Origin of the sequence: Priestia flexa (assembly GCF_021441905.1) — a bacterium.
GTDB classification, from domain to species: Bacteria; Bacillota; Bacilli; order Bacillales; family Bacillaceae_H; genus Priestia; species Priestia flexa.
The window spans coordinates 2,929,699-2,952,237 of record NZ_CP090431.1 but is presented as its reverse complement, the minus strand read 5'-3'; the positions used below and the strand labels follow the sequence as shown (position 1 = coordinate 2,952,237).

26 protein-coding genes and 2 riboswitches are annotated in these 22,539 nt (G+C 37.8%); of the genes, 18 read left to right on the top strand and 8 right to left on the bottom strand.

The window, feature by feature from the left end; genetic code table 11:
- Positions 1 to 45: 45 nt before the first annotated feature.
- Positions 46 to 219, bottom strand: coding sequence for a DUF2759 domain-containing protein (locus LZP85_RS15205; protein WP_025911564.1), 174 nt, complete (start codon positions 217 to 219; stop codon positions 46 to 48).
- 196 nt (positions 220 to 415) lie between these two features.
- Here LZP85_RS15205 and LZP85_RS15200 point away from each other — a divergent pair, with 196 nt between their 5' ends.
- Positions 416 to 1,048, top strand: a complete 633-nt coding sequence (locus LZP85_RS15200; protein WP_025911563.1) for an MBL fold metallo-hydrolase — start codon at positions 416 to 418, stop codon at positions 1,046 to 1,048.
- Positions 1,049 to 1,091: 43 nt separating this feature from the next.
- Here the strand turns inward: LZP85_RS15200 and LZP85_RS15195 are convergent, their stop codons facing one another.
- On the bottom strand, positions 1,092 to 1,331 hold the full coding sequence (locus LZP85_RS15195) for a DUF2626 domain-containing protein (protein WP_025911561.1): 240 nt from the start codon (positions 1,329 to 1,331) through the stop codon (positions 1,092 to 1,094).
- A 279-nt stretch (positions 1,332 to 1,610) separates the two neighbouring features.
- Here LZP85_RS15195 and LZP85_RS15190 point away from each other — a divergent pair, with 279 nt between their 5' ends.
- The 8 genes from LZP85_RS15190 to comGG all read left to right on the top strand — a co-directional run bounded on the left by LZP85_RS15190 (position 1,611) and on the right by comGG (position 6,195).
- Complete coding sequence (locus LZP85_RS15190) at positions 1,611 to 1,994, top strand: Spx/MgsR family RNA polymerase-binding regulatory protein (RefSeq protein ID WP_119543432.1); 384 nt, start codon at positions 1,611 to 1,613, stop codon at positions 1,992 to 1,994.
- A gap of 216 nt (positions 1,995 to 2,210) precedes the next feature.
- The gene (gene comGA / locus LZP85_RS15185; protein ID WP_025911559.1) at positions 2,211 to 3,269 is read left to right on the top strand and encodes a competence type IV pilus ATPase ComGA; all 1,059 of its coding nucleotides are present in this window, start codon (positions 2,211 to 2,213) and stop codon (positions 3,267 to 3,269) included.
- Positions 3,250 to 4,308, top strand: a complete 1,059-nt coding sequence (gene comGB / locus LZP85_RS15180) for a competence type IV pilus assembly protein ComGB (RefSeq protein WP_025911558.1) — start codon at positions 3,250 to 3,252, stop codon at positions 4,306 to 4,308. The genes comGA and comGB overlap by 20 nt, the downstream gene beginning before the upstream one ends.
- A gap of 13 nt (positions 4,309 to 4,321) precedes the next feature.
- Positions 4,322 to 4,633, top strand: a complete 312-nt coding sequence (gene comGC / locus LZP85_RS15175; protein ID WP_025911556.1) for a competence type IV pilus major pilin ComGC — start codon at positions 4,322 to 4,324, stop codon at positions 4,631 to 4,633.
- 1 nt (position 4,634) lies between these two features.
- Complete coding sequence (comGD, locus tag LZP85_RS15170) at positions 4,635 to 5,069, top strand: competence type IV pilus minor pilin ComGD (RefSeq protein WP_076512137.1); 435 nt, start codon at positions 4,635 to 4,637, stop codon at positions 5,067 to 5,069.
- On the top strand, positions 5,053 to 5,388 hold the full coding sequence (locus tag LZP85_RS15165) for a type II secretion system protein (protein WP_025911553.1): 336 nt from the start codon (positions 5,053 to 5,055) through the stop codon (positions 5,386 to 5,388). The genes comGD and LZP85_RS15165 overlap by 17 nt, the downstream gene beginning before the upstream one ends.
- Positions 5,385 to 5,813, top strand: coding sequence for a competence type IV pilus minor pilin ComGF (gene comGF / locus LZP85_RS15160; protein WP_119543481.1), 429 nt, complete (start codon positions 5,385 to 5,387; stop codon positions 5,811 to 5,813). Before LZP85_RS15165 ends, comGF begins: the two co-directional genes overlap by 4 nt.
- Positions 5,776 to 6,195: a competence type IV pilus minor pilin ComGG gene (gene comGG, locus LZP85_RS15155; protein WP_119543434.1), complete on the top strand. Its 420-nt coding sequence runs from the start codon at positions 5,776 to 5,778 to the stop codon at positions 6,193 to 6,195. The genes comGF and comGG overlap by 38 nt, the downstream gene beginning before the upstream one ends.
- A gap of 50 nt (positions 6,196 to 6,245) precedes the next feature.
- On the opposite strand, the gene LZP85_RS15150 is transcribed toward comGG, so the two are convergent.
- Entirely contained in the window at positions 6,246 to 6,872 is a 627-nt protein-coding gene (locus LZP85_RS15150; RefSeq protein WP_119543435.1) for a cupin domain-containing protein, read from the bottom strand.
- Positions 6,873 to 7,017: 145 nt separating this feature from the next.
- On the opposite strand from LZP85_RS15150, the gene LZP85_RS15145 reads away from it, so the two are divergent.
- Positions 7,018 to 7,209 carry a YqzE family protein gene (locus LZP85_RS15145; RefSeq protein WP_025911548.1) on the top strand — a complete coding sequence of 64 codons (192 nt, stop codon included), beginning with the start codon at positions 7,018 to 7,020 and terminating at the stop codon, positions 7,207 to 7,209.
- 37 nt (positions 7,210 to 7,246) lie between these two features.
- On the opposite strand, the gene LZP85_RS15140 is transcribed toward LZP85_RS15145, so the two are convergent.
- Together LZP85_RS15140 and LZP85_RS15135 are read right to left on the bottom strand one after the other, a co-directional pair.
- Positions 7,247 to 8,068, bottom strand: coding sequence for a YqhG family protein (locus tag LZP85_RS15140; RefSeq protein WP_119543436.1), 822 nt, complete (start codon positions 8,066 to 8,068; stop codon positions 7,247 to 7,249).
- Entirely contained in the window at positions 8,055 to 9,731 is a 1,677-nt protein-coding gene (locus tag LZP85_RS15135) for a DEAD/DEAH box helicase (RefSeq protein WP_206782110.1), read from the bottom strand. The genes LZP85_RS15140 and LZP85_RS15135 overlap by 14 nt, the downstream gene beginning before the upstream one ends.
- Before the next feature lie 186 nt (positions 9,732 to 9,917).
- Positions 9,918 to 10,006: riboswitch (glycine riboswitch) on the top strand.
- A gap of 3 nt (positions 10,007 to 10,009) precedes the next feature.
- Positions 10,010 to 10,091: riboswitch (glycine riboswitch) on the top strand.
- A 106-nt stretch (positions 10,092 to 10,197) separates the two neighbouring features.
- Here LZP85_RS15135 and gcvT point away from each other — a divergent pair.
- From gcvT to gcvPB, 3 genes are read left to right on the top strand one after another with little or no spacing between them, the layout of a single operon-like run.
- Positions 10,198 to 11,286 (top strand): glycine cleavage system aminomethyltransferase GcvT, encoded by a 1,089-nt coding sequence (gene gcvT / locus LZP85_RS15130; protein WP_119543438.1) that lies wholly within the window; start codon positions 10,198 to 10,200, stop codon positions 11,284 to 11,286.
- Positions 11,287 to 11,317: 31 nt separating this feature from the next.
- Entirely contained in the window at positions 11,318 to 12,664 is a 1,347-nt protein-coding gene (gene gcvPA / locus LZP85_RS15125; RefSeq protein ID WP_076512142.1) for an aminomethyl-transferring glycine dehydrogenase subunit GcvPA, read from the top strand.
- Positions 12,657 to 14,120 carry an aminomethyl-transferring glycine dehydrogenase subunit GcvPB gene (gene gcvPB / locus LZP85_RS15120; protein ID WP_025911541.1) on the top strand — a complete coding sequence of 488 codons (1,464 nt, stop codon included), beginning with the start codon at positions 12,657 to 12,659 and terminating at the stop codon, positions 14,118 to 14,120. Before gcvPA ends, gcvPB begins: the two co-directional genes overlap by 8 nt.
- Before the next feature lie 40 nt (positions 14,121 to 14,160).
- On the opposite strand, the gene LZP85_RS15115 is transcribed toward gcvPB, so the two are convergent.
- The gene (locus LZP85_RS15115; protein ID WP_025911539.1) at positions 14,161 to 14,535 is read right to left on the bottom strand and encodes a rhodanese-like domain-containing protein; all 375 of its coding nucleotides are present in this window, start codon (positions 14,533 to 14,535) and stop codon (positions 14,161 to 14,163) included.
- A gap of 224 nt (positions 14,536 to 14,759) precedes the next feature.
- Between LZP85_RS15115 and LZP85_RS15110 the strand changes: the two genes are divergently transcribed.
- The 4 genes from LZP85_RS15110 (at position 14,760) to LZP85_RS15095 (ending at position 20,366) form a co-directional block, all read left to right on the top strand.
- Entirely contained in the window at positions 14,760 to 15,593 is an 834-nt protein-coding gene (locus LZP85_RS15110; RefSeq protein WP_025911538.1) for a lipoate--protein ligase family protein, read from the top strand.
- Between the two features lie 275 nt (positions 15,594 to 15,868).
- Positions 15,869 to 18,424, top strand: coding sequence for a vitamin B12-dependent ribonucleotide reductase (locus LZP85_RS15105; protein ID WP_025911537.1), 2,556 nt, complete (start codon positions 15,869 to 15,871; stop codon positions 18,422 to 18,424).
- A gap of 510 nt (positions 18,425 to 18,934) precedes the next feature.
- On the top strand, positions 18,935 to 19,366 hold the full coding sequence (gene mntR / locus LZP85_RS15100; RefSeq protein WP_025911536.1) for a transcriptional regulator MntR: 432 nt from the start codon (positions 18,935 to 18,937) through the stop codon (positions 19,364 to 19,366).
- 118 nt (positions 19,367 to 19,484) lie between these two features.
- Positions 19,485 to 20,366 carry a patatin-like phospholipase family protein gene (locus LZP85_RS15095; RefSeq protein WP_119543439.1) on the top strand — a complete coding sequence of 294 codons (882 nt, stop codon included), beginning with the start codon at positions 19,485 to 19,487 and terminating at the stop codon, positions 20,364 to 20,366.
- A gap of 38 nt (positions 20,367 to 20,404) precedes the next feature.
- On the opposite strand, the gene LZP85_RS15090 is transcribed toward LZP85_RS15095, so the two are convergent.
- Entirely contained in the window at positions 20,405 to 20,803 is a 399-nt protein-coding gene (locus tag LZP85_RS15090; RefSeq protein WP_025911533.1) for an SA1362 family protein, read from the bottom strand.
- A gap of 41 nt (positions 20,804 to 20,844) precedes the next feature.
- Positions 20,845 to 21,792: a DUF1385 domain-containing protein gene (locus LZP85_RS15085; protein ID WP_234561782.1), complete on the bottom strand. Its 948-nt coding sequence runs from the start codon at positions 21,790 to 21,792 to the stop codon at positions 20,845 to 20,847.
- Between the two features lie 222 nt (positions 21,793 to 22,014).
- Here LZP85_RS15085 and LZP85_RS15080 point away from each other — a divergent pair, with 222 nt between their 5' ends.
- Complete coding sequence (locus LZP85_RS15080; protein WP_206782108.1) at positions 22,015 to 22,539, top strand: YqhR family membrane protein; 525 nt, start codon at positions 22,015 to 22,017, stop codon at positions 22,537 to 22,539.

Here is a 22,539-nt window from a genome sequence, read left to right as displayed (position 1 = left end):
AATAAAAGCGCCTATCAAAGAGGCGCTTTTCTTTATACTCATTCGTTAATGAGCTGCTGGATATCCATGATGTAAAATAGTCATAACCGTAAACCAACCAAATACAGCAAACGTTGCCACAGCAAAGCCTACTCCAAGGAAGTTTTTATTGCGCAAAGATGAAATAGCGGCAAAAATACCTAATAATGTTGTTAAGCCTAATATAATCATTAGTCCCATGAAACAACCTCCTTATTTGTAAGGATTGAAAGTAAAGCGCTAACATACTTCTAACTTCTTTATTGTAAAACTTTTCTAACGATTTGTCGAGGTGGAAAATTAGCAAAACAATGTTCTAGGGTTTTCATTTCCCTAGATTTATGTGTATGATAAAGCATAGAGACAATGAACTGAGAAAGATAAGGAGGCGCTGCTGATGAAATATCATCGCGTACCATTAGGACCTATACAAACAAACTGTTATTTACTTGTGAATGATGACAAAGAATGCTTAATTGTTGACCCAGGCGGCGAAGGAAAAAAACTTAATCAACTCATACATAAGCAACAATATAAACCACAAGCAGTGGTATTAACTCATGCGCACTTTGATCATATTGGTGGAGTGGATGAAGTAGCATCACATTTCTCTATCCCTATATATGTTCATAAAAAAGAAAAATCTTGGTTAAAAGACCCAGCAGTAAATGGTTCCACTTTTTTTGGTCTAGGAGAAGTAACTGTTCAATCTGATGTGACGCTGTTTGCCGGAGAGGGTAGCACAACAATTGGGTCATTTTCGTTTGAATTATATGAAACGCCAGGTCACTCGCCAGGGAGCGTATCTCTTTACTTTAAAGAAGCAGAGTTAGTTATTTCAGGAGATGCACTGTTTGAAGGAAGTGTTGGGCGTACCGATTTACATGATGGAAATCATGAACAGTTGCTGAAGAGCATTCATACAAAGCTTTTGGTACTGCCTGAAGAAACGTTAGTTTTATCTGGGCATGGTGGAGAAACAACAATTGGTCAGGAAATGGATCACAATCCGTTTTTAAATGGATTTTAAAAAAGAAGCAGCGATGAATCCATCGCTGCTTCTTTTTTTATCATTATTGTCCGCCTGGCGTCATCATAAATGTACTCCAGTAAGTAAACCCTACAAAGAATACTGTTAAATAAGCACCAAACACATAGATGTACATACGTTCTGATAGTTTTAAATAGCTTAGTAAGACAAAAAAACCTGTTTGAGCTAAAAAGAGCAAGGATGTTTGTGGCATATGTCCAAGGTAAAACATGACTGCAAAGATCCCTGTCCAAAACCCCATTACACGGTACATACGTTCCATGTTTGTTGCCTCCTTTATCCCACTTGTCAATTATTAATTATAAAGTACAATTTATCCAATTGTAAATATAATCTAAGCATGCTTGTTGAAATTGTGTAGAAAGATAAGTAATTCTTTTCCATTATAGTACATTTATTGTTTGATGAAAACGTTATCTTTTTTGTTCAGCGAATCTTTTTGAAAAAAAGCATAAAAATAAAACAAAATAGTGTACAATAGTTATACAAAACATGTACAATGTATATAAATTGATTAAACGATCTTACAGGAGGATATAAAATGGAATCAGTTATGTTTTATACGTATCCAAGTTGTACATCTTGTCGTAAGACGAAAAAATGGCTTGTAAAGCAAGAAGTTAATTTCAATGAGCGCCACCTCTTTCGCGAAACTCCTACTTATGAAGAGATGCTTGAATTATTATCAATGACAACTGAAGGTATTGATGAAATTTTAGCTAAGCGGAGTCAAGAATATAAAAATTTAGATGTCGATGTAGAAAGCATGACGCTTTCGGAAGTCGTTCATTTGTTAATGGAGCAACCAAGACTTCTTAGAAGACCCATTTTAACAGATGGTAAAAAGCTTGTAGTAGGATACAATGAATCCGCGTTAAAAAACCTCGTAAAAAAGCAAAAAAAGGTTTCATCAATGGTGGGATGATGAGAGTTGTTATGATAGATGGATAAGCGATAACGATTGAAGGTAAATAAATCGTTATCGTTTTTTTATGCTTTATGAAAAAATTAGTTCCGAGCCAATCGTTTAAAAAGAAAGAAAAAATTTTAAAAAAAGAAGGAATTTCACTAAATAAGTCGAATTTCAACTAACACTACCAAGAAATATGCTTAAATATGACAGAATAAGGAGAGATGCTCATTGAACGAAATTGAACAATTAGCCACACGCATGATTCGTGAAGCATGTGAGATGAAGAGCTCGGACATTCACATTATCCCTCGAGCTAGAGATGCCATAATTCAGCTAAGAGTTGATCAAGATTTGGTTGCTCATCAAACGCTCCCAAAAGAGGTATCTGAACGACTCATTTCCCACTTTAAATTTTTAGGGAGCATGGATATTGGTGAAAGACGAAAGCCTCAAAATGGTGCACTGTCTACAACAATCGATCATATTAAAGTTAATCTACGTTTATCCACTTTACCTACATTGCAGGATGAAAGTCTCGTTATTCGTGTATTACCCCAAACGCAAACAACTTCTCTTAAATATTTATCACTTTTTCAAAATCATACCAAAAAACTTATTTCACTGCTTAAGCATTCACATGGATTAATTGTGTTTACTGGGCCAACAGGATCCGGTAAAACAACAACTTTGTATACGTTACTTCATGAGGTCAACCATTTATTAAATCGAAATGTCATTACGCTTGAAGATCCAATTGAACAGCAGAGTGAAAAAGTACTGCAGGTACAAGTGAATGAACGAGCTGGCATCACGTATGCAACAGGTTTAAAAGCAATTTTACGTCATGACCCTGATATTATTATGGTCGGGGAAATCCGCGACGCTGAAACAGCTCAAATTGCGGTTCGCGCAGCTTTAACCGGTCATCTAGTACTGACAACTATGCATACGAAAGATACAAAAGGCTCTATTTATCGATTGCTTGAGTTTGGTGTTAGTATTCAAGAAATTGAACAAACGTTGGTAGCCGTAGCTGCACAGCGATTAGTCGAAATAAAATGTAATTTTTGTGAAGGAAGATGTCATCCGCTATGTAAGAAAGAGCGTTTAAATAGACAGGCTAGCGTGTATGAGCTTCTATATGGAAGAGAAGTAAACGAAGTAATTAATGAAGTGAAAGGAAAGGAATTTCAATATGATTATGCACGACTAAGAGATGCAATTCGAAAAGGTATTGCGCTTGGGTATTTGTATTCACATGCGCTAGATGGGTGGGGGTCTTATTAAACGAAAGACATCAAACAAACATTGGGGACTTTCCAAACAAGCTAAAGTTTTAAGTCAGTTATCGAAGCTTGTTGAAAAAGGATATACGCTATCTCAAGCTTTATCGTTTATAGCATTCCAGCTATCAGCGAAGCAGCGTAGCGATGTGGATGCTTGTTTAATGGCAATGCGTCAAGGCGAGTCTTTGCACAGCTGTCTTCTAAAACTGAAGTTTCACCGAGACGTATTAAGCTACCTTTATTTTGCTGAACAGCATGGAGATCTTCATTTTGCGCTAAAAGAAAGTAGTCATATGCTAAGTGAGAAGATAAAAAACAAGAAACGATTTCAAAAGCTAGTACAATATCCACTTTTACTTTTAAGTTTCATCCTTGGGATTTTATTTATATTAAGCACCGTTTTGTTACCGCATTTTCAGTCTCTTTATAAAACAATGGGACACGAACAATCACCATTTCTTCTTATCTTTATGTCGACTATGTCTTACTTTCCACACGCACTTCTTGGAATCTCTGGAACCTTGTTGCTAATAGGAGGTCTGTATCTTATTAGTACAAAAAAGCTTGCTCCTGTAAAGAAAATGAACATTTTGATGAAAATTCCTTTTATGAAGCAGTTCACTAAGCTGTTTAACTCCTATTTTTTCGCGGTTCATACGAGTAATTTATTAAAAGGTGGACTATCAATTTATGAGTGTCTCTCGCTCTTTCAGCTGCAGCAACACTATCCTTTTTTTAGAGAAGAAGCTAAGCTTTTCACAACAGAACTTGCCGCTGGAAAATCTCTTAATCAAATTTTACAAACACGTCCTTATTATCAAAAAGATTTAGCAGAGGTCGTTGTTCATGGACAAAAAAATGGGGATTTAGCAAAAGAATTGTACGACTACAGCCTATATATGGTTGAGAGAATGGAAGAATGGGTTTTTCACATTCTCAAATATGTTCAGCCCATTACGTTCGCCTTTATTGGTATCGTTATTCTACTTATGTATATGTCAGTCATGATGCCAATGCTAGAAATTATGTCGAGTTTATAAAGGGGATTCAAACATGTTAAAAAATGAGAAAGGTTTTACTTTAATTGAGATGCTCATTGTTATGTTAGTTATTACAGTGCTATTGCTTATTATGGTGCCAAATGTATTAAAGCATAACGCTGTTATTAACAATAAAGGATGCTCGGCTTTAGTGAAAACAGTGGAAGCACAAGTGCAGGTGTATGAGCTTGAAAACGGAACAAAGCCTACTTTAAACGAGCTTGAAAGCGGAGGATACTTAAAAGAAGGAACGGTGTGTCCAAATGGTTCGAAAATTACAATAGGTACGGATGGACGCGTATCAGCGAGTGATGGAAACTCGTAAAATGAATCAAAAAGGCTTTACGCTAATCGAGTCCTTAATCGTGTTAGCCATTGTGCAAGTTATGGTGTTAATCATCGTCATCAATTTAAAACCTCTTATGGTCCACTATCAGTTAACCTCATTTTTACGACAACTTCAAGCAGATACCTTTTATACGCAACAAATAGCCATCACTACTCAGCGTCCGGCAAGGCTTACATTTGAGCCAACCAACTCCCGATATTTGTTGCTTAAGATTGGAGCTGAAAGGCCCATTATGCAAAGAGGTTATCATTCGAATATTCGCGTTGTGTTTAGCAGTGGTACAAGTTCGATTCAATACAATGAGCAAGGAAATATTTCGCAGGCAAAAAGCTTGTTTATTTCAAGTAACAAAGAAACATATAAGGTCACGTTCCAAATTGGAAGAGGACGCTTTTATGTTACGAAAATATAATAATCAAACAGGCTTCACATTACTGGAAATGCTAGTAGCATTCAGTGCGCTGATTATGCTCACCGCTGTGATTGTTCCTTTATATATTCAAGCAATACAAGCTGAAAAAGATAAGAAGCGAATGTATGTAGGAGATGCGCTTTTGTATGAAAAAGTCATGACGGATGCTGATCAAAAGCACTTACTCTCTGAAAAGAGGATGTATAACGGGGTTGAATACCTCCTTGTATTCAAAGAAGAACCGGTTCCAAAGTGGTGTGTTTCTTGGAAAAGAACTAATCAGAAAATCATAGAAAGATGTGAATCTACGTTAAAATGAGGAACCAAAAAGGTTTTACATTAGTAGAAATGTTGCTTAGTTTAACGATTTTCTTTGTAATAGTATCTTTTATTCCGCCTGTCTTGTCATTGGCTAACCAAAAATATGCCCCTGATGACCTAGCAACAGAAATGGAATGGGAAATCTTTATTCAGCAGTTAACAAAGGAGTATCGAAGAGCGCATCATGTTAGCGTTAACGAAAGAATTTTATCATTACGAATAGATGGAGAGCCTTTAGTTACGTATGAACCTTTTAATGATAAGGTTCGGCGTAGGGTTGACCAGAGTGGTCATGAAGTTGTCTTGCAGTTTGTGAAGTTAATTGAGTACAAATACGAAAGCAATCTGCTTCATATTAAGGTGGTATATAAACACGGTGAAATTCATGAAACAACGATTAAAACATTTATGGATGTTGAATAAAGATAGGAAAGCGTACCAAGCGGGTTTTGCGCTTCCCTTTGTACTAGCCTTTAGTGCGCTATTTTTATTTTTACTATCCCACCAGTTGGTGTATTTTGTAACGAAAAGTACGTTTTACGCCGAAGTAAATCAGCGCTATGAATTAGACTATTTACTGCAAAAAGGAGTTCGAGATTTACAAGCAGACGTTCAAACAAATAATTTTTCACAAGAAAGCGATGGGGTACTAACTTATGATTCAGGAACCGTTAAGTACCAAATACTAAGGCAGACAGAGGATAGTGTGACTATTCACGTTCGCTGCGCTACAAAAGAAGAAAGACAGCTTATTCATACAATTACTTTTCAGCGAGAAAGCGGTAAGGTAATTGCCTGGGTTTAGAGATAGAGCAAAAGACCTTGAGTTTATGAAGAAATCAAGGTCTTTTGTTGTTAATCATCAATTTCAACATCTTTATCATTAATTTTGATTTTTACATGATAATGTTCTACATTACGCTTTGAATGGTTAGTGAAAGGAGGTCCAATCACAACCGTTTCATCAATGGGTTCCAATGCTTGTTTAATTTGGCTTTCGTTGACATTATAAGCTTTTTGAAACACTTCAGGAGGTGTTAAGCGAAGGATGTCTGAACCTTCTGCTGATTCAAACTGGTCGTTATTAAAGAAAAGGTGAAGGTGCGCTTCTTCTGTTAATGGTTCAATCCAGTGCCACCAACCCATTGGGATAAATGCTACATTTCCTTTTTTAATACGATACGTATGCAGGGTGCTCGTATCGGGATCTATAATTGATACCTCGACTTCTCCAGAAATCACCACATCTAACTCCCAAGCATTTGGGTGCCAATGAGGTTCTCTCATATAGCCTTTAGTTAAATATAAGTCTACAAAAGCTCCACCAATCATGGCAGGGAGCTGTGTAGATGTTACTTGATACGCAATGTTGTTGGTGTTTCGTTTAAATAATACGCTGTTTTGGTAGTTAAACGATAAGTTTGGTGTACCAGACGTCTTCTTAATATTCGAATTATCAGGAACAAATCCAGAATGACTCATAGTTGTTTCAACCTCTTTCTTACAAAATAATATAACGTATCATATTATTAGTCAGGAAAGAATGTGTTACATCATCACAAAGTTTTCTTGCTTTTGATTAATAGCTTTTCAGCGAGGATATACTAGTTCGTGAGGAGATGATGATGTGAAAACAAACGACTACGTGAAGTACGTAACGCAGCAGCTTGTTCAATATATGGATCAACCGAAAGAAATTCGTAAAACCAAACGAATTGAAAAGAAAAAGACACGAGATCCGTTTTTTAATAGGTGGTTTGGAATGATTCCTCTTTCATTTCAAATCTGGTATCGAAATACGAAAAAAGGTAAAAAGTAGCCTGCGCTCTTTTTACCTTTTTTATTTATAGAATGTTTTATACGAAATGACGTGAAAGGTGATGATTAACAGTTTGTTCAGACAAGTAAAACAATCCGCCGTTTACAATTTTCGTTAAAATAACAGGCTCATATAAATCTTGTAAAGCCTGTTTTTCTGTCGTATAGCTTTCGGGTAGCTCTTCCATATTCTCATAGAAATGATCTAAAAGTGCAAGGTCTTCATACCATCTTTCTTGCGCTTTTTTTGCCCAATCCATCGGCTGCTTTGAAATGTGATCTTCCACATAAGCTGATAATCTTGAAATTCCGCTTTTGGGGCGAATAATTGGTGATAGCGTAAAGCAATAATCAGGAATCTTTGACGTGAAGTTTTGTTTGGACATCATCAGCTGAAAGTTATCAAGAATCGCTCCCGTAATTAAATTTAACCCAAGCGATAGTAATTCATCTTTTTTTCGGTCACACTTATACGACACCTTCATATTTAAAGCAAGCCAAGGCTGAAGTGAACGCTGCGATTGTGAGTGAGAATGCATTTTTTCATATAAGTGAACGAATCCTCCAAATTTTTGGGCTGATCCAAAAATTTGATGTAAACGCGGTGAGCCAAAGTGAATTTTTTCGCCTTGTACAGATGAATCATCATAAGTTGGATCGGTGATAAACGTAAGTGAAGCAGGATTAGGTTCCCCGCCTGTTTTTTCAATATAATGCCAATAAAAAGGTCGGTTCATAAGCTCTTTATCCATTTCAATAGTAAGCTGAACCTTCAAATAAGATGGGTTGTCTTCTGTCAAGTCACAGTTATGTGCCGTGAAATATTTTTTGAGAAATTGATGAATGTCAGTTTGCTGCATGCTGTTCACCTTCTTCATCTTCGTGATATTCAATAATGGATGTAAGATTGTTCATCTTAATTTTCATTTCTCCTTCACTTCGTGAATGAAGAAGAATATCTTGAATGTGATCTTCAATGTTATCAATTTCTAGTTTGGTTAAAATTTCATCGAGCTCACCAACAACACGCTCAAATAAATTTATTTTTTCATAAAGTAGCTTTAAAATATGTTCTTCGACTGTATTCTCAATTGCTAGATTATAAATGTGCACATCATGCTGTTGACCCAGTCTATGAACGCGTCCAATTCGTTGCTCTAATCTCATTGGGTTCCAAGGTAGGTCGTAGTTAATGATATGGTGACAGAATTGAAGGTTAATTCCTTCACCTCCAGCTTCCGTTGCGATAAAAACTTGAGCATGGCTTTCAAAAAGCTGCTTCATCCAGTCTTTTTTTCCACGCTTAAATCCACCCCTAAACGGAACAGATGTAATACCGTGTTGTTTTAAATACCACTGTAAATAAAGCTGAGTTGCTCGATATTCCGTAAAAATGATGACTTTATCATTAATCTGTTGAATTAATTCAATTACCTTTTCTGCTTTCGCATTTTGAGGAACGGTTTGTACTTTTTCAAGGAGTGGTTTAAGCATCTGAGTAGCTTTTTCACTGTTTTCGTCCTCTTGGCGTTCAAGCATGCTTTTTAAGGTCATAAATACTGCTTCGCGACTGCTACAAGCTTCGCGCTGCAATGTTAAAATTGCAAAGGAACTGCTGGGTAAATTTGAATGTTGCTTAAATGAAGTGATTTGATCATACAACTCTCGTTCTTCAGATGAAAACTCAACAGGAACGGTTTGAACAATTCGTTTTGTCCATTCAATACCTGTGTCTTGCCTGCGGTTTCGAATCATCACTTTGTTAACGAGTTCCTTTAAATACTCATCATTTTGAACAGAACGTTTCTTAGCAGAAAATAAATCAGCAAAATAATCTTTGTTTCCTAGGTGGCCTGGTTTTAATAACGAAACTAAGTTGAAAATCTCTTCTACTCGATTTTGAATTGGTGTCGCTGTTAATAATAAGCAAAACTTTTTCTTTAAGCTTTGAACAAACTCATAGTTTTTTGTTTTATTATTTTTTAGTTTATGAGCTTCATCAATGATGATAAGGTCATAATCTTGTTCTAATACAATTTCGCGATGAGGAGAGCGCTTGGCTGTATCAATGGATGATACTACTACGTCGCATTGCTCCCACACGTATGTTTTCTTTTGTGGAACAGCAGGAATAAAAAATTTATGGTTAAGTTCCATTGCCCATTGGGATACAAGTGATGCTGGTACAAGAATAAGGGCTTTTTTCACAAGACCACGAATCATATATTCTTTTAAAATGAGTCCTGCTTCAATTGTCTTTCCAAGCCCCACTTCGTCAGCTAAAATCGCTTTTCCATTCATTTCTTCTACCACTTTTTTAGCTACTTCTAACTGGTGTGGATGCGGGGTTAGGTCTGTTAAATGGCGAGGTGCTTGCAGGCCTTCAAATTCAGTAATTAACGTGTGCTCCTCGATTTCATATGCTAATTTATACATTTCCCAATCAGACCAAGAGCCGTCTTGCTCAAGTTTACTTAAAAAAGTAGATTCCCATGCTTCATCTTTCTTCATACTGATGTTCATCGTTAGTTTTGCTCCTTTCTGAAAGTTTTTATTGAACTGCTGAACAGAATCATGTAGGATAAAAATATATTTTAGAAAATTTAAAATAGAAAATAGATTGTCACTAAATGAACTATTTTGTTATTGATGTGTGTAAGTAATAGTTTCTTAGTAGTATGCCCAAAATTACAAACTTTATAGAGGCGAATGATGACAAGGGGAGAGACTGCTTTAAAGTGGCGCCGAAGGAGCAAACAACATGTGAATCTCTCAGGCAAAAAGACTCTTGTTGGACGCAACTCTGGAGAGCGTCTATTTCGAATAGACCACCCACGAGGCAAACCTATTTAACGGGTAAACTTTCAGGTGAAAAGGACAGAGACTTCCTGCTATACAGCAGGGAGTTCTCTGTCCTTTTTTATGTGTAAAAAAGATACGATGATTCCCCGAAACCAAAGCAAATGGCCTTATATGAGGAGGATGTTAAATGACTGAGCTAAACAAAACACCACTTTACGATGTCTATCAACAGTACGGTGGAAAGATTATTGATTTTGGAGGTTGGGCTCTTCCAGTTCAATTCTCATCTATTAAAGAAGAACATCATGCGGTTCGTACAAAAGCTGGCCTGTTCGATGTTTCTCACATGGGAGAGTTTGATGTAAAAGGGACAAATAGCTTGGCATTTTTACAAAAAGTTATGACGAATGATGTTTCAGTATTACGTCCAGGTAAAGCACTATATACCGCGATGTGCTATGAAGATGGGGGCACAGTGGATGATCTCCTTGTTTATCAAAAAGGAGAAGATGACTACCTGCTTGTTGTAAACGCAGCAAATATTGAAAAAGACTTCGAATGGCTACAGCAGCATAAGCCAGAGAGTATTGAGCTTGTAAATCGTTCAAGTGAGTTTGCTTTACTAGCTTTGCAAGGTCCAGCTGCACAAGGTGTTTTACAGAAATTAACAGATGAATCATTATCTGACTTGAAACCATTTACATTTAAAGATGATGTAGAAGTAGCAGGTGTGAGAGCGCTTGTTTCACGTACAGGTTATACAGGCGAGGATGGTTTTGAACTGTACTGTTCTGCATCAGATGTAGTAACGCTTTGGACTGAGCTTTTAAAAAATGAAGAGGTAGTTCCGTGTGGATTAGGAGCACGAGATACGCTTCGTTTTGAAGCAACTTTAGCTTTATATGGTCAAGAGCTTTCAAAAGATATTACGCCAATTGAAGCACGTATCGGATTCGCAGTGAAAACGGATAAAGAAGATTTTATCGGCAAAGAGGTATTAAAGCGTCAGCGTGAAGAAGGACCAAACCGCAAGCTTGTTGGGCTTGAAATGATTGATAAAGGAATTCCACGACATGGATATGAAGTGTTTAGTGAGGAAGAAGAGATTGGCTTTGTTACAACAGGCACACAATCGCCAACTTTAAATAAAAACATTGGTCTTGCACTTATCGATGCTAAACATGCTGAGCTAGGTACAGAAGTGTATGTGCAAGTGCGAAAAAGACGTTTAAAAGCAAAAGTCGTGAAGACACCTTTTTATAAGCGTTCAAAATAATGTTGGGTAATTAAAGAGAGGGGACAAAAGAATGGTACATCGTTATTTACCAATGACATCAGAAGATCAGCAGCAAATGTTAAAGGCAATTGGCGTGTCTTCAGTGGATGAGTTGTTTTCAGATATCCCAGAAAGCGTTCGTTTCCAAGGGGAATACAATATAAAAAAAGCGGCATCAGAATCTGAGTTAGTAAAAGAGTTAACAAACTTAGCTACTAAAAATAAGAACGTAAAGGAATACGCTTCATTTTTAGGAGCAGGTGTTTATGATCACTATATGCCAATTATTGTTGATCACGTTATTTCGCGTTCAGAGTTTTACACAGCTTATACACCATATCAGCCTGAAATTTCGCAAGGAGAGCTGCAGGCTATCTTTGAATTTCAAACGATGATTTGTGAGCTAACAGGAATGGATGTTGCCAATTCATCCATGTACGATGGTGGTACAGCACTTGCTGAGGCAGCCATGTTAAGTGCAGGTCAAACGAGAAAGAAAAAAGTGTTAGTTTCAGAAACAGTTCACCCTGAATCACGAGCTGTGTTAGAAACGTACGCAGCAGGTCAGTACATTGAAGTAGTAGAAGTACCAAGCAAAGACGGCGTAACGGATCTGACGGTGCTGAAGGAGCGCATGGATGATGATGTAGCGGCTGTCATCGTTCAGTATCCAAACTTCTTTGGTCAAGTAGAACCTTTAAGAGAAATTGAAGCCATTGCTCATCAAGGAAAAGGAATGTTTGTTGTATCAAGCAATCCACTATCTCTTGGATTGTTAACTCCTCCGGGTCAGTTTGGTGCTGATATTGTTGTAGGAGATGCACAACCTTTTGGTATTCCAACACAGTTCGGTGGTCCTCACTGCGGCTACTTTGCTACAACGACAAAGTTAATGCGTAAAATTCCAGGACGCTTAGTTGGTCAAACGATTGATGAAAATGGTAAGCGCGGCTTTGTCTTAACGCTTCAAGCACGTGAGCAACATATTCGCCGTGATAAAGCAACTTCAAACATTTGTTCAAATCAAGCGTTAAATGCACTTGCAGCTTCAGTAGCGATGACTGCCTTAGGAAAGCAAGGGGTAAAGGAAATGGCTACGCAAAATTTATCAAAAACGCATTATGCATATAACGCATTAAAAGCAAGCGAAGTAGATGTTGTTTTTAATGGGTCATTTTTCAATGAGTTGGTTGTAAAACTACCTCAACCCAGTAAGGAAGTAAATCAAAAGTTATTAGCGAAGCATATCATTGGTGGCTATGATTTAGGCCGAGACTATCATGAGCTTAAGGATCACATGCTACTTGCTTTTACTGAACTCCGTACAAAAGAAGAAATCGACCAACTTGTGAAGGAATTGGGGGATCTTTATGCATAATCAACATCAATCGCTTATTTTTGAAATGAGTAAAGAAGGACGCGTTGGCTATTCATTACCAGAACTAGACGTGCCGGAAGTAACCAGTACAGAAGTGTTGCCAGCAGAATATGTACGTACCGAAGCACCAGAACTTCCAGAAGTATCTGAGCTAGACATTATGCGTCACTATACTGCTCTTTCAAAACGTAACCATGGAGTAGACTCTGGCTTTTATCCGCTTGGTTCTTGTACAATGAAATATAATCCAAAAATTAATGAATATACAGCTCGTATTCCAGGCTTCGCTAATATTCATCCACTTCAGGATGAAGAAACGGTTCAAGGTGCTCTTGAGCTCATGTATGATTTGCAGGAGCACTTAACAGAGATTACAGGCATGGATGAAGTTACGCTTCAGCCAGCAGCAGGTGCTCATGGTGAGTGGACGGGGTTAATGATGATTCGTGCCTATCATGAAGCAAACGGTGATACGAAGCGTACGAAAGTAATCGTTCCTGATTCAGCTCATGGTACAAATCCAGCCTCGGCAACAGTAGCTGGATTTGAAACAGTTACTGTAAAATCTAATGAGCATGGTTTGGTAGACTTAGATGATCTTCGTAAAGTAGTAAACGAAGAAACAGCAGCTCTTATGTTAACAAACCCAAATACGTTAGGTCTTTTTGAAGAAGATATTTTGGAAATGGCAGAAATCGTTCATGCAGCTGGTGGTAAGCTTTATTATGACGGAGCGAACTTAAATGCTGTATTAAGTAAAGCACGACCAGGCGATATGGGCTTTGACGTTGTACATTTAAACCTTCATAAAACATTCACAGGTCCACACGGTGGTGGTGGTCCAGGTTCTGGTCCAGTTGGTGTAAAAGCAGATTTAATTCCATTTTTACCAAAACCGGTACTAGTCAAAACGGAAAGCGGCTTTACTTTCGACTACAATCGCCCACAGTCCATTGGCCGAGTTAAACCGTTTTACGGCAACTTTGGTATTAACGTACGTGCTTATACGTACATCCGCTCTATGGGTCCAGATGGTTTAAAAGCGGTAACGGAAAATGCGGTATTAAACGCAAACTACATGATGAGACGATTGTCAGAGCATTATGATTTACCGTTTGATCGTCATTGTAAGCATGAATTTGTTTTATCAGGGAAGCGGCAAAAGAAACTCGGTGTTCGCACGCTGGATATTGCGAAGCGACTGCTTGATTTTGGGTATCATCCACCGACAATTTACTTCCCTCTTATTGTCGAAGAGTGCATGATGATTGAACCAACTGAAACGGAATCAAAAGAGACGCTTGATGCGTTTATTGATGCAATGATTCAAATTGCAAAAGAAGTGGAAGAAAATCCGGAAATCGTTCAAGAAGCACCTCATACGACGGTTGTGAAGCGATTGGATGAAACGCTTGCAGCAAGAAAGCCTGTACTTCGCTATCAAAAAGAAAGTTAAAAAACAGCCCCTTCATCTAAGAAGGGGCTGTTTTTGTGGTTTATTTTTTTGTTTTAATTTTGCCGTTCCAAGCTTTGAATCCGCCTTTTAGGTCATGAATCTCTTTCACACCATGCTTGCGCAAGAGCTGAGCAGCACGACCAGTTCGCATGCCACTTTGGCAGTAAATATAAACAGGTTGATCAGTACGGAACTCCTTTATACGCATACGGAACTGTGAAAGAGGAATATTTCTTGCTCCTAAAATATGTCCGTTTTCAAATTCATTTGGTTCGCGAATATCAACTAGCTGTGCTTTACGATAACCGCTGCGGAATTCTTCTTCCGTTAACGTTTTCATAATGCGACGTTGGTAAAAAAACATTACGACAGAATAAATAATAATTGCCGCAAGTACAATGATTAGTGCCCACATGTTGTTTCTTCCTTTCTTCGACAAAATACATAGTCTTATTATATAAGTGAATGAAATTAGAAGTAAAGGGATTCTTCTTGAAGTCACGATAGTTTTTACGAAAGAAAAGTAAAAAATTACTGCTTCACTTTTCTTTTCCTTCTGCTTATCTTTTGGTAGACTAAAAAACGGATTAAGTTTATTACATATGTAAATGTCTACTATACTAGTTAGGGATGAGAAAAATGAAGCAAAAATGGAGATTCATTGATTCAAAAGAACGTTCGCCATATTACAATATGGCACTTGATGAAGCGCTTTTAGAGTGGCATAGCACTGGTCAAATACCACCAACGATTCGATTTTACGGCTGGAATCCTCCAACATTATCAATTGGTTACTTTCAAAAAGCTGAAAAAGAAATCAATTTTGAACAGGTAGATAAATTAGGATTAGGATTTGTGCGTCGACCAACAGGGGGACGAGGCGTTTTGCACGACGAGGAGCTTACTTACAGCGTCATTGTATCGGAAGACTATCCAAACATGCCTAAGACGGTGACAGAGGCGTATCGTGTCATTTCAGAAGGGTTATTAGAGGGATTTCGTTCGCTGGGTCTGGAAGCATATTTTGCAATCCCTCGCACAGAAGAAGAAAAAAATAGTTTGAAAAATCCACGTTCATCTGTTTGTTTTGATGCACCTTCATGGTATGAGCTTGTGGTAGAAGGGCGTAAAATTGCTGGAAGTGCACAAACGCGTCAAAAAGGTGTAATTTTACAGCACGGTTCTATTTTATTAGAGATTGACGAAGATAAATTATTTAGCGTATTTAATTATCCAAATGATCGTGTGAAAGAGCGAATGCAGCGTGCGTTTCGTTCAAAAGCTGTTGCAATCAATGCTATTGCAGGCCGTAAAATCCAAATGGAAGAAGCGAAGGAAGCATTTTATAAAGGCTTTGCTAGCGCTTTAGATATTGACTTAGAACCTTATGAATTAACAGAACAAGAAGAGCGTTACGTAGAAGAATTAGCACAAAAGAAATATGCTTCTGTTGAATGGAATTTTAGAAGATAACGATTGCTTAGGAGCACACTATTTAAGCTGTGCCCCTAAGTATTTTATCTAGCTGAAGAAAGTAATTGATGTAAAAGTCAAATACTTTTTTTAATGTAAAAAAAATATTTTTCTTGACATCTATCTATATGTAGGTGCTTGGGTTTTGGTTGAATACTACATGTTGAATTTGTCCAATCTGTGTGGTAAGTTATTGATAGTTGAAATTTTGCTTTTTTCCAAAATAAGGTAAATGATTGGTGAAATAGAGCACGATTGGTAAGGGAGTTGTCAGAATGACTGTTATAGTTAATCAAAAAGTAAATATGAATATTGAAAAGCTTAATCAAGATATTGAACGCTTTCCACAAGTACACCCAATTACACCAGATATGAAAATTACTCATAAAGGTGTATCTCGACTCGTAATGTTAGACCGTTATGCGTTTAAAGATACGGAAAAACTTACGTTATCAAAAGGAGACTTTGTTGTTTTAACCGTAAAGGAAGACCCTAAGTTTCCAGCTCGAGGACTTGGCTATGTGGAAAGCATTAATTTTGACCAAAAGATGGCAGTCGTAAAGGTTGAAGATGAGTTTCGCGGAGCGTTAGCACCTGAAGAAGCAGAAAGTGGACTTATTACTCGTTCATTAGACGTAATTGAAAAACCACTTGAAATCTTCTATGAGCAAATTGCAAAGCGTAACGCTACTGGGTTAGCTTCCGCTGAACAAACGGAAGAGAAGCGAAACGAATGGTTTGAAAAATTCTATCAAGAGCTTGTTCAAATGAACTTTGTACCAGCTGGACGCGTTCTGTACGGAGCGGGAGCTGAAACGGATGTTACATACTTTAACTGCTATGTAATGCCGTACGTAAAAGATTCTCGCGAAGGAATCTCCGAACACCGTAAGCAAGTCATGGAAATCATGAGCCGAGGTGGAGGAGTTGGAACAAACGGTTCAACCCTGCGTCCACGCAACACACTAGCGCGTGGTGTAAACGGTAAATCATCAGGATCTGTCTCTTGGCTAGATGATATTGCGAAACTTACGCACCTTGTTGAGCAAGGCGGTTCTCGTCGCGGTGCTCAAATGATTATGTTAGCGGATTGGCATCCAGATATTGTTGAGTTTATTATCTCTAAAATGCAAAATCCACGCATTTTACGATTCTTAATTGAAAACACAAATGATGAAATGATTAAAAAACATGCCCAAGATAAGCTGAAATTTACGCCGCTTACGGAATCTGAAAAAGACATGTACCAAGGAATTATCAATTATAAGCAAATTCCAGGTCTTGGTGGATTCAGCGAGAAAATTATTGCAGATGCTGAAGAAAAGCTACAAACTGGTGGAACGTACAGCGTTCATAATTCTGAATTCTTAACAGGAGCAAACATTTCTGTTTGTTTAACAAAAGAGTTTATGGATGCAGTTGAAAACGACGGTGAATACGAGCTTCGCTTCCCAGATGTAGAAAGCTATTCGAAAGAAGAAATGGCACACTACAACGAAAACTGGCATGAGGTAGGAGATGTTCGCGAGTGGGAAAAACAAGGTAATAAGGTTCGTACGTATCGTAAAATTCGTGCAAAAGAGCTTTGGAACTTAGTTAATATTTGCGCAACGTACTCAGCAGAGCCTGGTATCTTCTTCTTTGATAATGCAAACGACATGACAAATGCACAAGCATACGGTCAGCATGTTGTGGCAACAAATCCATGTGGAGAACAACCACTTGCACCGTTTTCAGTTTGTAATTTAGCAGCTGTAAATTTAGCGCAAATGGCAGATAAAGAAAAGAAAACAGTAGACTTTGAAAAACTTCGTCAAACGGTTGAAACGGGTGTGCGCATGCAGGATAACGTTATTGATGCAACGCCTTACTTCTTAGAAGAAAATCAAAAGCAAGCTCTTGGTGAGCGTCGTGTAGGTCTTGGTGTAATGGGTCTTCATGATTTGCTTATCTACTGTGAAACAGAGTACGGTTCTGAAAAAGGAAACGAACTTGTTGATCAAGTATTTGAAACAATTGCAACAACAGCATATCGTGCGTCTGTAGAGCTTGGGAAAGAAAAAGGAAGCTTCCCATTCTTAATTGGTGATACTAAGGAAGAAACGGATCGTTTACGTGAAGCTTTCACAAACACAGGGTTTATGAAAAAGATGCCTGAAGACATTCGCGAAAGCATCAAAGAGCACGGTATTCGTAACTCACACTTACTAACAGTAGCACCTACTGGTAGTACAGGAACAATGGTTGGTGTGTCAACAGGTCTTGAGCCATACTTCTCATTCTCTTACTTCAGAAGCGGTCGGTTAGGGAAATTTATTGAAGTAAAGGCAGATATCGTTCAAGAATATTTAGACCAACATCCAGAAGCGGATCCAAACAACCTTCCTGAATGGTTTATCTCAGCAATGGAATTGGCTCCAGAAGCTCATGCTGATGTTCAGTGTGTCATTCAACGTTGGATTGATAGTTCAATTAGTAAAACGGTAAATGCACCTCGTGGCTATACAGTTGAACAAGTTCAAAAAGTGTACGAGCGTTTATATAAAGGCGGTGCAAAAGGTGGTACGGTTTATGTAGACGGTAGCCGTGATGCTCAGGTATTAACGCTAAAAGCAGAAGAAAATACATTTGATGAAGAAGTAAAAGAAACAAAAGCAGAAAAACCACACGTTGTATTAGTCGATACAATCAACGAAGTAGGATCAACCGATGTAACGATTGGTTCTGAAATTGGAAATACGTGTCCGGTTTGTCGCCAAGGAACTGTTGAAGAAATGGGTGGCTGCAACACATGTACAAATTGTGGCGCTCAGTTAAAGTGTGGTTTATAAGAAAGTGATAGAGACTGAGACATAAGTAGTTCAGTCCTTACTATACCTGAACGATTGAGAGTTCATAACTTTTAATCGTTCAGGTTTTTTGGTTGATTGTGAAAACAATGTTGGAAACAGGGTGGAATGAAGCGTAGGACACTCGACTCCTGCGGGAAAGAGAGGGAAAACGGAGATCCCGCAGCGCAGCGAGGAAGCTCAGGTTCCTCCCCGCGGAAAGCGAGTGGCCGTAGCGCAATGGAACGAACATGTTGAGACAAATCAAAGAGATGGGAACAGCTAGTGTTCGTGTTTTAGAAGCAATCATTTTGTTATGTCCCAAACTCTATCTGTTGAAATAAATGGCTGCTACATTTCCTTGTATTTGCTTATACTATATAGTATGATTTTACATGAATGTCTTTTGGTATATCGTTAGTTTTCGTCTTTTTGAGCAGTATATTACTAAAAGTTTACAGAAGCGTGTTTCGTTAGTTTATACATAATAATTATTTTATTGGGGGAGATTTCATGCCTACGCCAAGTATGGAAGATTATATTGAACAAATATATATGCTGATTGAAGATAAAGGATATGCTAGGGTTTCGGATATCGCTGATGCTTTAACAGTTCATCCCTCATCAGTCACAAAAATGGTGCAGAAGCTTGATAAAGATGAATATTTAATCTATGAAAAATACCGCGGTCTTGTTTTAACTCCGAAAGGACAAAAGATTGGTAAGCGTCTTGTTTATCGCCATGAACTATTGGAGCAACTGCTGCGTATTATCGGTGTAGATGAAGAAAATATTTATGAAGATGTTGAAGGTATTGAGCATCATCTAAGCTGGAACTCAATTGACAGAATCGGTGATTTAGTACAATATTTTGAGGAAGATCCAGAGCGTGTGCAAGGTTTGCGAAGTGTCCAAAAGAAAAATGAAGAAGAGCAACAGCTATAACGCATATTGGAAAAGCCGTTCTAATTTAGATTAGAACGGCTCTTTTTATTTTTAGCATAATTTAATAAAAGAGGTACTAAAGTGTAGATAGGAGGCAGACTGAAGGAGTTGAGAACTTCTGTATATTGATGGCGTTTTTTCAGGTGGTGGCCTTAAAGGCTTTGCATTAATTGGGGCCTTACAAGCTTTAGAGGAGCGAGACTTTATTTTCAGGCGTCTAGCAGGTACAAGTGCTGGCTCAATTGTATGCGCTCTTATTGTGGCAGGTTATACAAGTGACGAAATGATGGAGATGATGGATGAAATGAATGTGAAGTCTTTGCTAGATCAACGCGTTTCTTTTCTTCCATCCGCCTTAACAAAGTGGCTTCTTCTCTATTGGAACTTAGGATTATATAAAGGTGAAAAATTAGAAAAATGGATAGCGAGTAAATTAAAAGCAAGAGGCATTGTTACATTTGGTGATTTGCCAGCGGGATCGTTGCGCATCATTGCTTCTGATTTAACAAATAGTAAGCTCGTTATACTACCCGATGATTTGCCTAGGTATGGAATAGATCCAAAGAAATTTCCCGTAGCAAAAGCTGTGCGGATGAGCTGTAGCATTCCCTACTTTTTTGAGCCAGTTAGGCTGCGGACAAATCCCGTAAGCCTCATTGTGGACGGTGGGGTATTAAGTAACTTTCCTATTTTTTTATTTGACGATGATCAAAAGCGTAAACAAAGGCCTGTTTTGGGTATTAAGCTTAGCCCTCGTGAAAAAGAAGAAGATAAAAAAAATATTAAAAATGCAATCGCGATGTTTTCAGCTTTATTTGATACAATGAAAGACGCTCATGATGCAAGGCATATATCAAAACGTCACGAGCGAAATATTATCTTTTTACCAGTTAGTGAAGTGTTCGCTACGGAATTTTCCTTATCAGACGAACAGAAACATCAGCTTTTTCACTATGGCAAGAATAAAGCGGAGCTATTCTTAAAAAGATGGTGCTATTAAATAGAAAAAACTGCGTCTTTGTAAGGCGCAGTTTTTCATTAAAAGAAGGCACGGTTTTTCTTTTTTCCTTTTTTGCCTTCAATGACTGTTAAATGTGTATTGCTTTTCTTCTTCTTTAACGGTTTGTTAACTTTAGCAGATGGACGTTTTTGGACGTTTCGATAAGCGTTCATATCCACTTTATTACCGCTGCGTTCTTTTTCTTTTTGGCGTATTTTTGATTGTTTTACAGCTCGATGATAGCCTTTGTCTTGTCCTTTGGTTTGGGCAGGACGGATAATAAACCGATAAACTAAGTAAAACAAAATGATAAATAAAAAGATATAGCCTGCTTGGCGCAATAGGCTTGTTGGATTTGTTGCAAGTGTGTAAATAAACCCAATGATTCCTAAAGCAATTAATGAATTAACAAGTGGTTTAACGAATGGACGCCTCATTTTGTTCACCTCCTAAAATGATAAAAGAAAGCAAAACAGTCTTAACTTACTTGTTCGCCACCGGTTACAGATTTTCCCTCATTTTCAATGCGTAAAAGCTCTTGAAACGAAGCGATTGCAACTTCGACTTGGTCATCCTTAGGTTCCTTTGTAGTAAGAAGCTGTAGCCATAGCCCAGGGTAACCTAAGAATCGTAAAACAGGTACATGGCGAACTTTATTGGTCAATTGTAGTACTTCAAAAGATAAACCCAACACGACGGGAATCAAAGCAAGTCGGTTTACGACTCTAAGCCAAAGCGGGTCCGTAGGGACAAGGAGATAGACAAACATTCCAACGACAACTGTAAATAGAATGAAGCTACTTCCGCAGCGATAGTGTAGCCGAGACTGAGCTTGAACTGATTCTACCGTAAGTTCCTGATTGTTTTCATACGCATTAATGACTTTATGTTCTGCTCCGTGATATTGAAAGACGCGTTTAATAAGCGGAGTTTGTGAAATCGCGTAAATATAACCGAGCAATAATAAAAGCTTAAAGAAGCTTTCAATCACTACTTGTGCTAAATCGGAAGCGAAAATAGGACGAGTCAAATTTGCTAAAAACACTGGGATTAGAGTGAAAAGCACTTTTCCAAATAGAAAAGAAAGTACACCAATTGTTGCAACACCCAATATTAAGGATAGTTTTGATTCTTTTTTTTCTTCTTTAATTACATCGTCTTCGTTAGGATGTACATCGTAACGTTCAGATGAAAAATTTAAATGTTGTGTACCGTTTGCACTTGCTTCAATAATCGCTACAATTCCTCTTAAAAACGGAATTTTTTTCAGCGCTGTTAGTACACGATTCGATCTCCGGGAAGATTGAAAATACTCAATAGATTGATCTTTGCGACGAATGGCAGTGACCATCATTTTCTTGCCGCCAAACATGACTCCTTCAATGACAGCCTGCCCACCGTATGCGGTTTTTTGTAATTTAGACATTTCAGACACCAACCTAACTCAGACTAATTGCCCCTTAATAATTTATATTCTACAGCAATTTCGAATAAACCTCTAGGTCGATGTATGTTATCTAGTTTAGACAAAACTTTTCTATATCACACATGAAATGATAAAATTTTCCTGTTATTCTCATTAAGAAACGTTCAACCTTATAATAGAACAGTAAAGATCAGCTCATACTATTCAGTAGAGGTGATGAAGATGACAGCTAAACAAGATAATAAGTCGACAAATCAACAAATACAATCAAAGGAAGGCTCATTCTTAGCTAAAGCGGTAGTTATTGGTTTTGTAGGAGGAGTGTTTTGGAGCTTAATGGGATACATTACGTATTTATTTAGCTTTAGTGAAATTCATCCCAATACGATTTTACAGCCGTGGGCTTTTGGTAGCTGGAAAGATCGCTGGCCAGGGCTTATTGTTAGCGTTTTGATAATTGGTATTATATCAATTGGTGTAGCGCTTCTTTACTATGTGCTCTTAAAAAAGTTTAAATCAATATGGTTTGGTATTGCATATGGGGCAGTGCTTTGGGCGCTCGTTTTTCTTTTACTCAACCCGTTGTTTCCAAGCATGAAAATGATAGGAGAATTAACGTCTAATACCATTATTACAACCATTTGTTTATACATCTTATACGGGGTATTTGTCGGATATTCCATTTCCTTTGAGGCAGCAGAGCTAAACAGCAGTTCTAGACATAACCCAGAACTTGTGAATGAGTAG

Excerpts from the sequence above, each read along its gene's own strand:
- comGF (WP_119543481.1), top strand. The coding sequence starts at position 5,385 with ATGAGGAACCAAAAAGGTTTTACATTAGTAGAAATGTTGCTTAGTTTA.
- LZP85_RS15200 (WP_025911563.1), top strand. The coding sequence starts at position 416 with ATGAAATATCATCGCGTACCATTAGGACCTATACAAACAAACTGTTAT.
- LZP85_RS15080 (WP_206782108.1), top strand. The coding sequence starts at position 22,015 with ATGACAGCTAAACAAGATAATAAGTCGACAAATCAACAAATACAATCA.
- gcvPB (WP_025911541.1), top strand. The coding sequence starts at position 12,657 with ATGCATAATCAACATCAATCGCTTATTTTTGAAATGAGTAAAGAAGGA.
- LZP85_RS15195 (WP_025911561.1), bottom strand. The coding sequence starts at position 1,331 with ATGGAACGTATGTACCGTGTAATGGGGTTTTGGACAGGGATCTTTGCA.
- LZP85_RS15165 (WP_025911553.1), top strand. The coding sequence starts at position 5,053 with ATGTTACGAAAATATAATAATCAAACAGGCTTCACATTACTGGAAATG.
- LZP85_RS15090 (WP_025911533.1), bottom strand. The coding sequence starts at position 20,803 with ATGAGGCGTCCATTCGTTAAACCACTTGTTAATTCATTAATTGCTTTA.
- LZP85_RS15085 (WP_234561782.1), bottom strand. The coding sequence starts at position 21,792 with ATGTCTAAATTACAAAAAACCGCATACGGTGGGCAGGCTGTCATTGAA.
- comGG (WP_119543434.1), top strand. The coding sequence starts at position 5,776 with ATGAAACAACGATTAAAACATTTATGGATGTTGAATAAAGATAGGAAA.
- LZP85_RS15110 (WP_025911538.1), top strand. The coding sequence starts at position 14,760 with ATGAAGCAAAAATGGAGATTCATTGATTCAAAAGAACGTTCGCCATAT.
- comGC (WP_025911556.1), top strand. The coding sequence starts at position 4,322 with ATGTTAAAAAATGAGAAAGGTTTTACTTTAATTGAGATGCTCATTGTT.
- LZP85_RS15135 (WP_206782110.1), bottom strand. The coding sequence starts at position 9,731 with ATGAACATCAGTATGAAGAAAGATGAAGCATGGGAATCTACTTTTTTA.
- LZP85_RS15140 (WP_119543436.1), bottom strand. The coding sequence starts at position 8,068 with ATGCAGCAAACTGACATTCATCAATTTCTCAAAAAATATTTCACGGCA.
- comGB (WP_025911558.1), top strand. The coding sequence starts at position 3,250 with ATGGGTGGGGGTCTTATTAAACGAAAGACATCAAACAAACATTGGGGA.
- LZP85_RS15205 (WP_025911564.1), bottom strand. The coding sequence starts at position 219 with ATGGGACTAATGATTATATTAGGCTTAACAACATTATTAGGTATTTTT.
- comGD (WP_076512137.1), top strand. The coding sequence starts at position 4,635 with ATGAATCAAAAAGGCTTTACGCTAATCGAGTCCTTAATCGTGTTAGCC.
- gcvT (WP_119543438.1), top strand. The coding sequence starts at position 10,198 with ATGACTGAGCTAAACAAAACACCACTTTACGATGTCTATCAACAGTAC.
- mntR (WP_025911536.1), top strand. The coding sequence starts at position 18,935 with ATGCCTACGCCAAGTATGGAAGATTATATTGAACAAATATATATGCTG.
- LZP85_RS15150 (WP_119543435.1), bottom strand. The coding sequence starts at position 6,872 with ATGAGTCATTCTGGATTTGTTCCTGATAATTCGAATATTAAGAAGACG.
- gcvPA (WP_076512142.1), top strand. The coding sequence starts at position 11,318 with ATGGTACATCGTTATTTACCAATGACATCAGAAGATCAGCAGCAAATG.
- LZP85_RS15190 (WP_119543432.1), top strand. The coding sequence starts at position 1,611 with ATGGAATCAGTTATGTTTTATACGTATCCAAGTTGTACATCTTGTCGT.
- LZP85_RS15115 (WP_025911539.1), bottom strand. The coding sequence starts at position 14,535 with ATGTGGGCACTAATCATTGTACTTGCGGCAATTATTATTTATTCTGTC.
- LZP85_RS15105 (WP_025911537.1), top strand. The coding sequence starts at position 15,869 with ATGACTGTTATAGTTAATCAAAAAGTAAATATGAATATTGAAAAGCTT.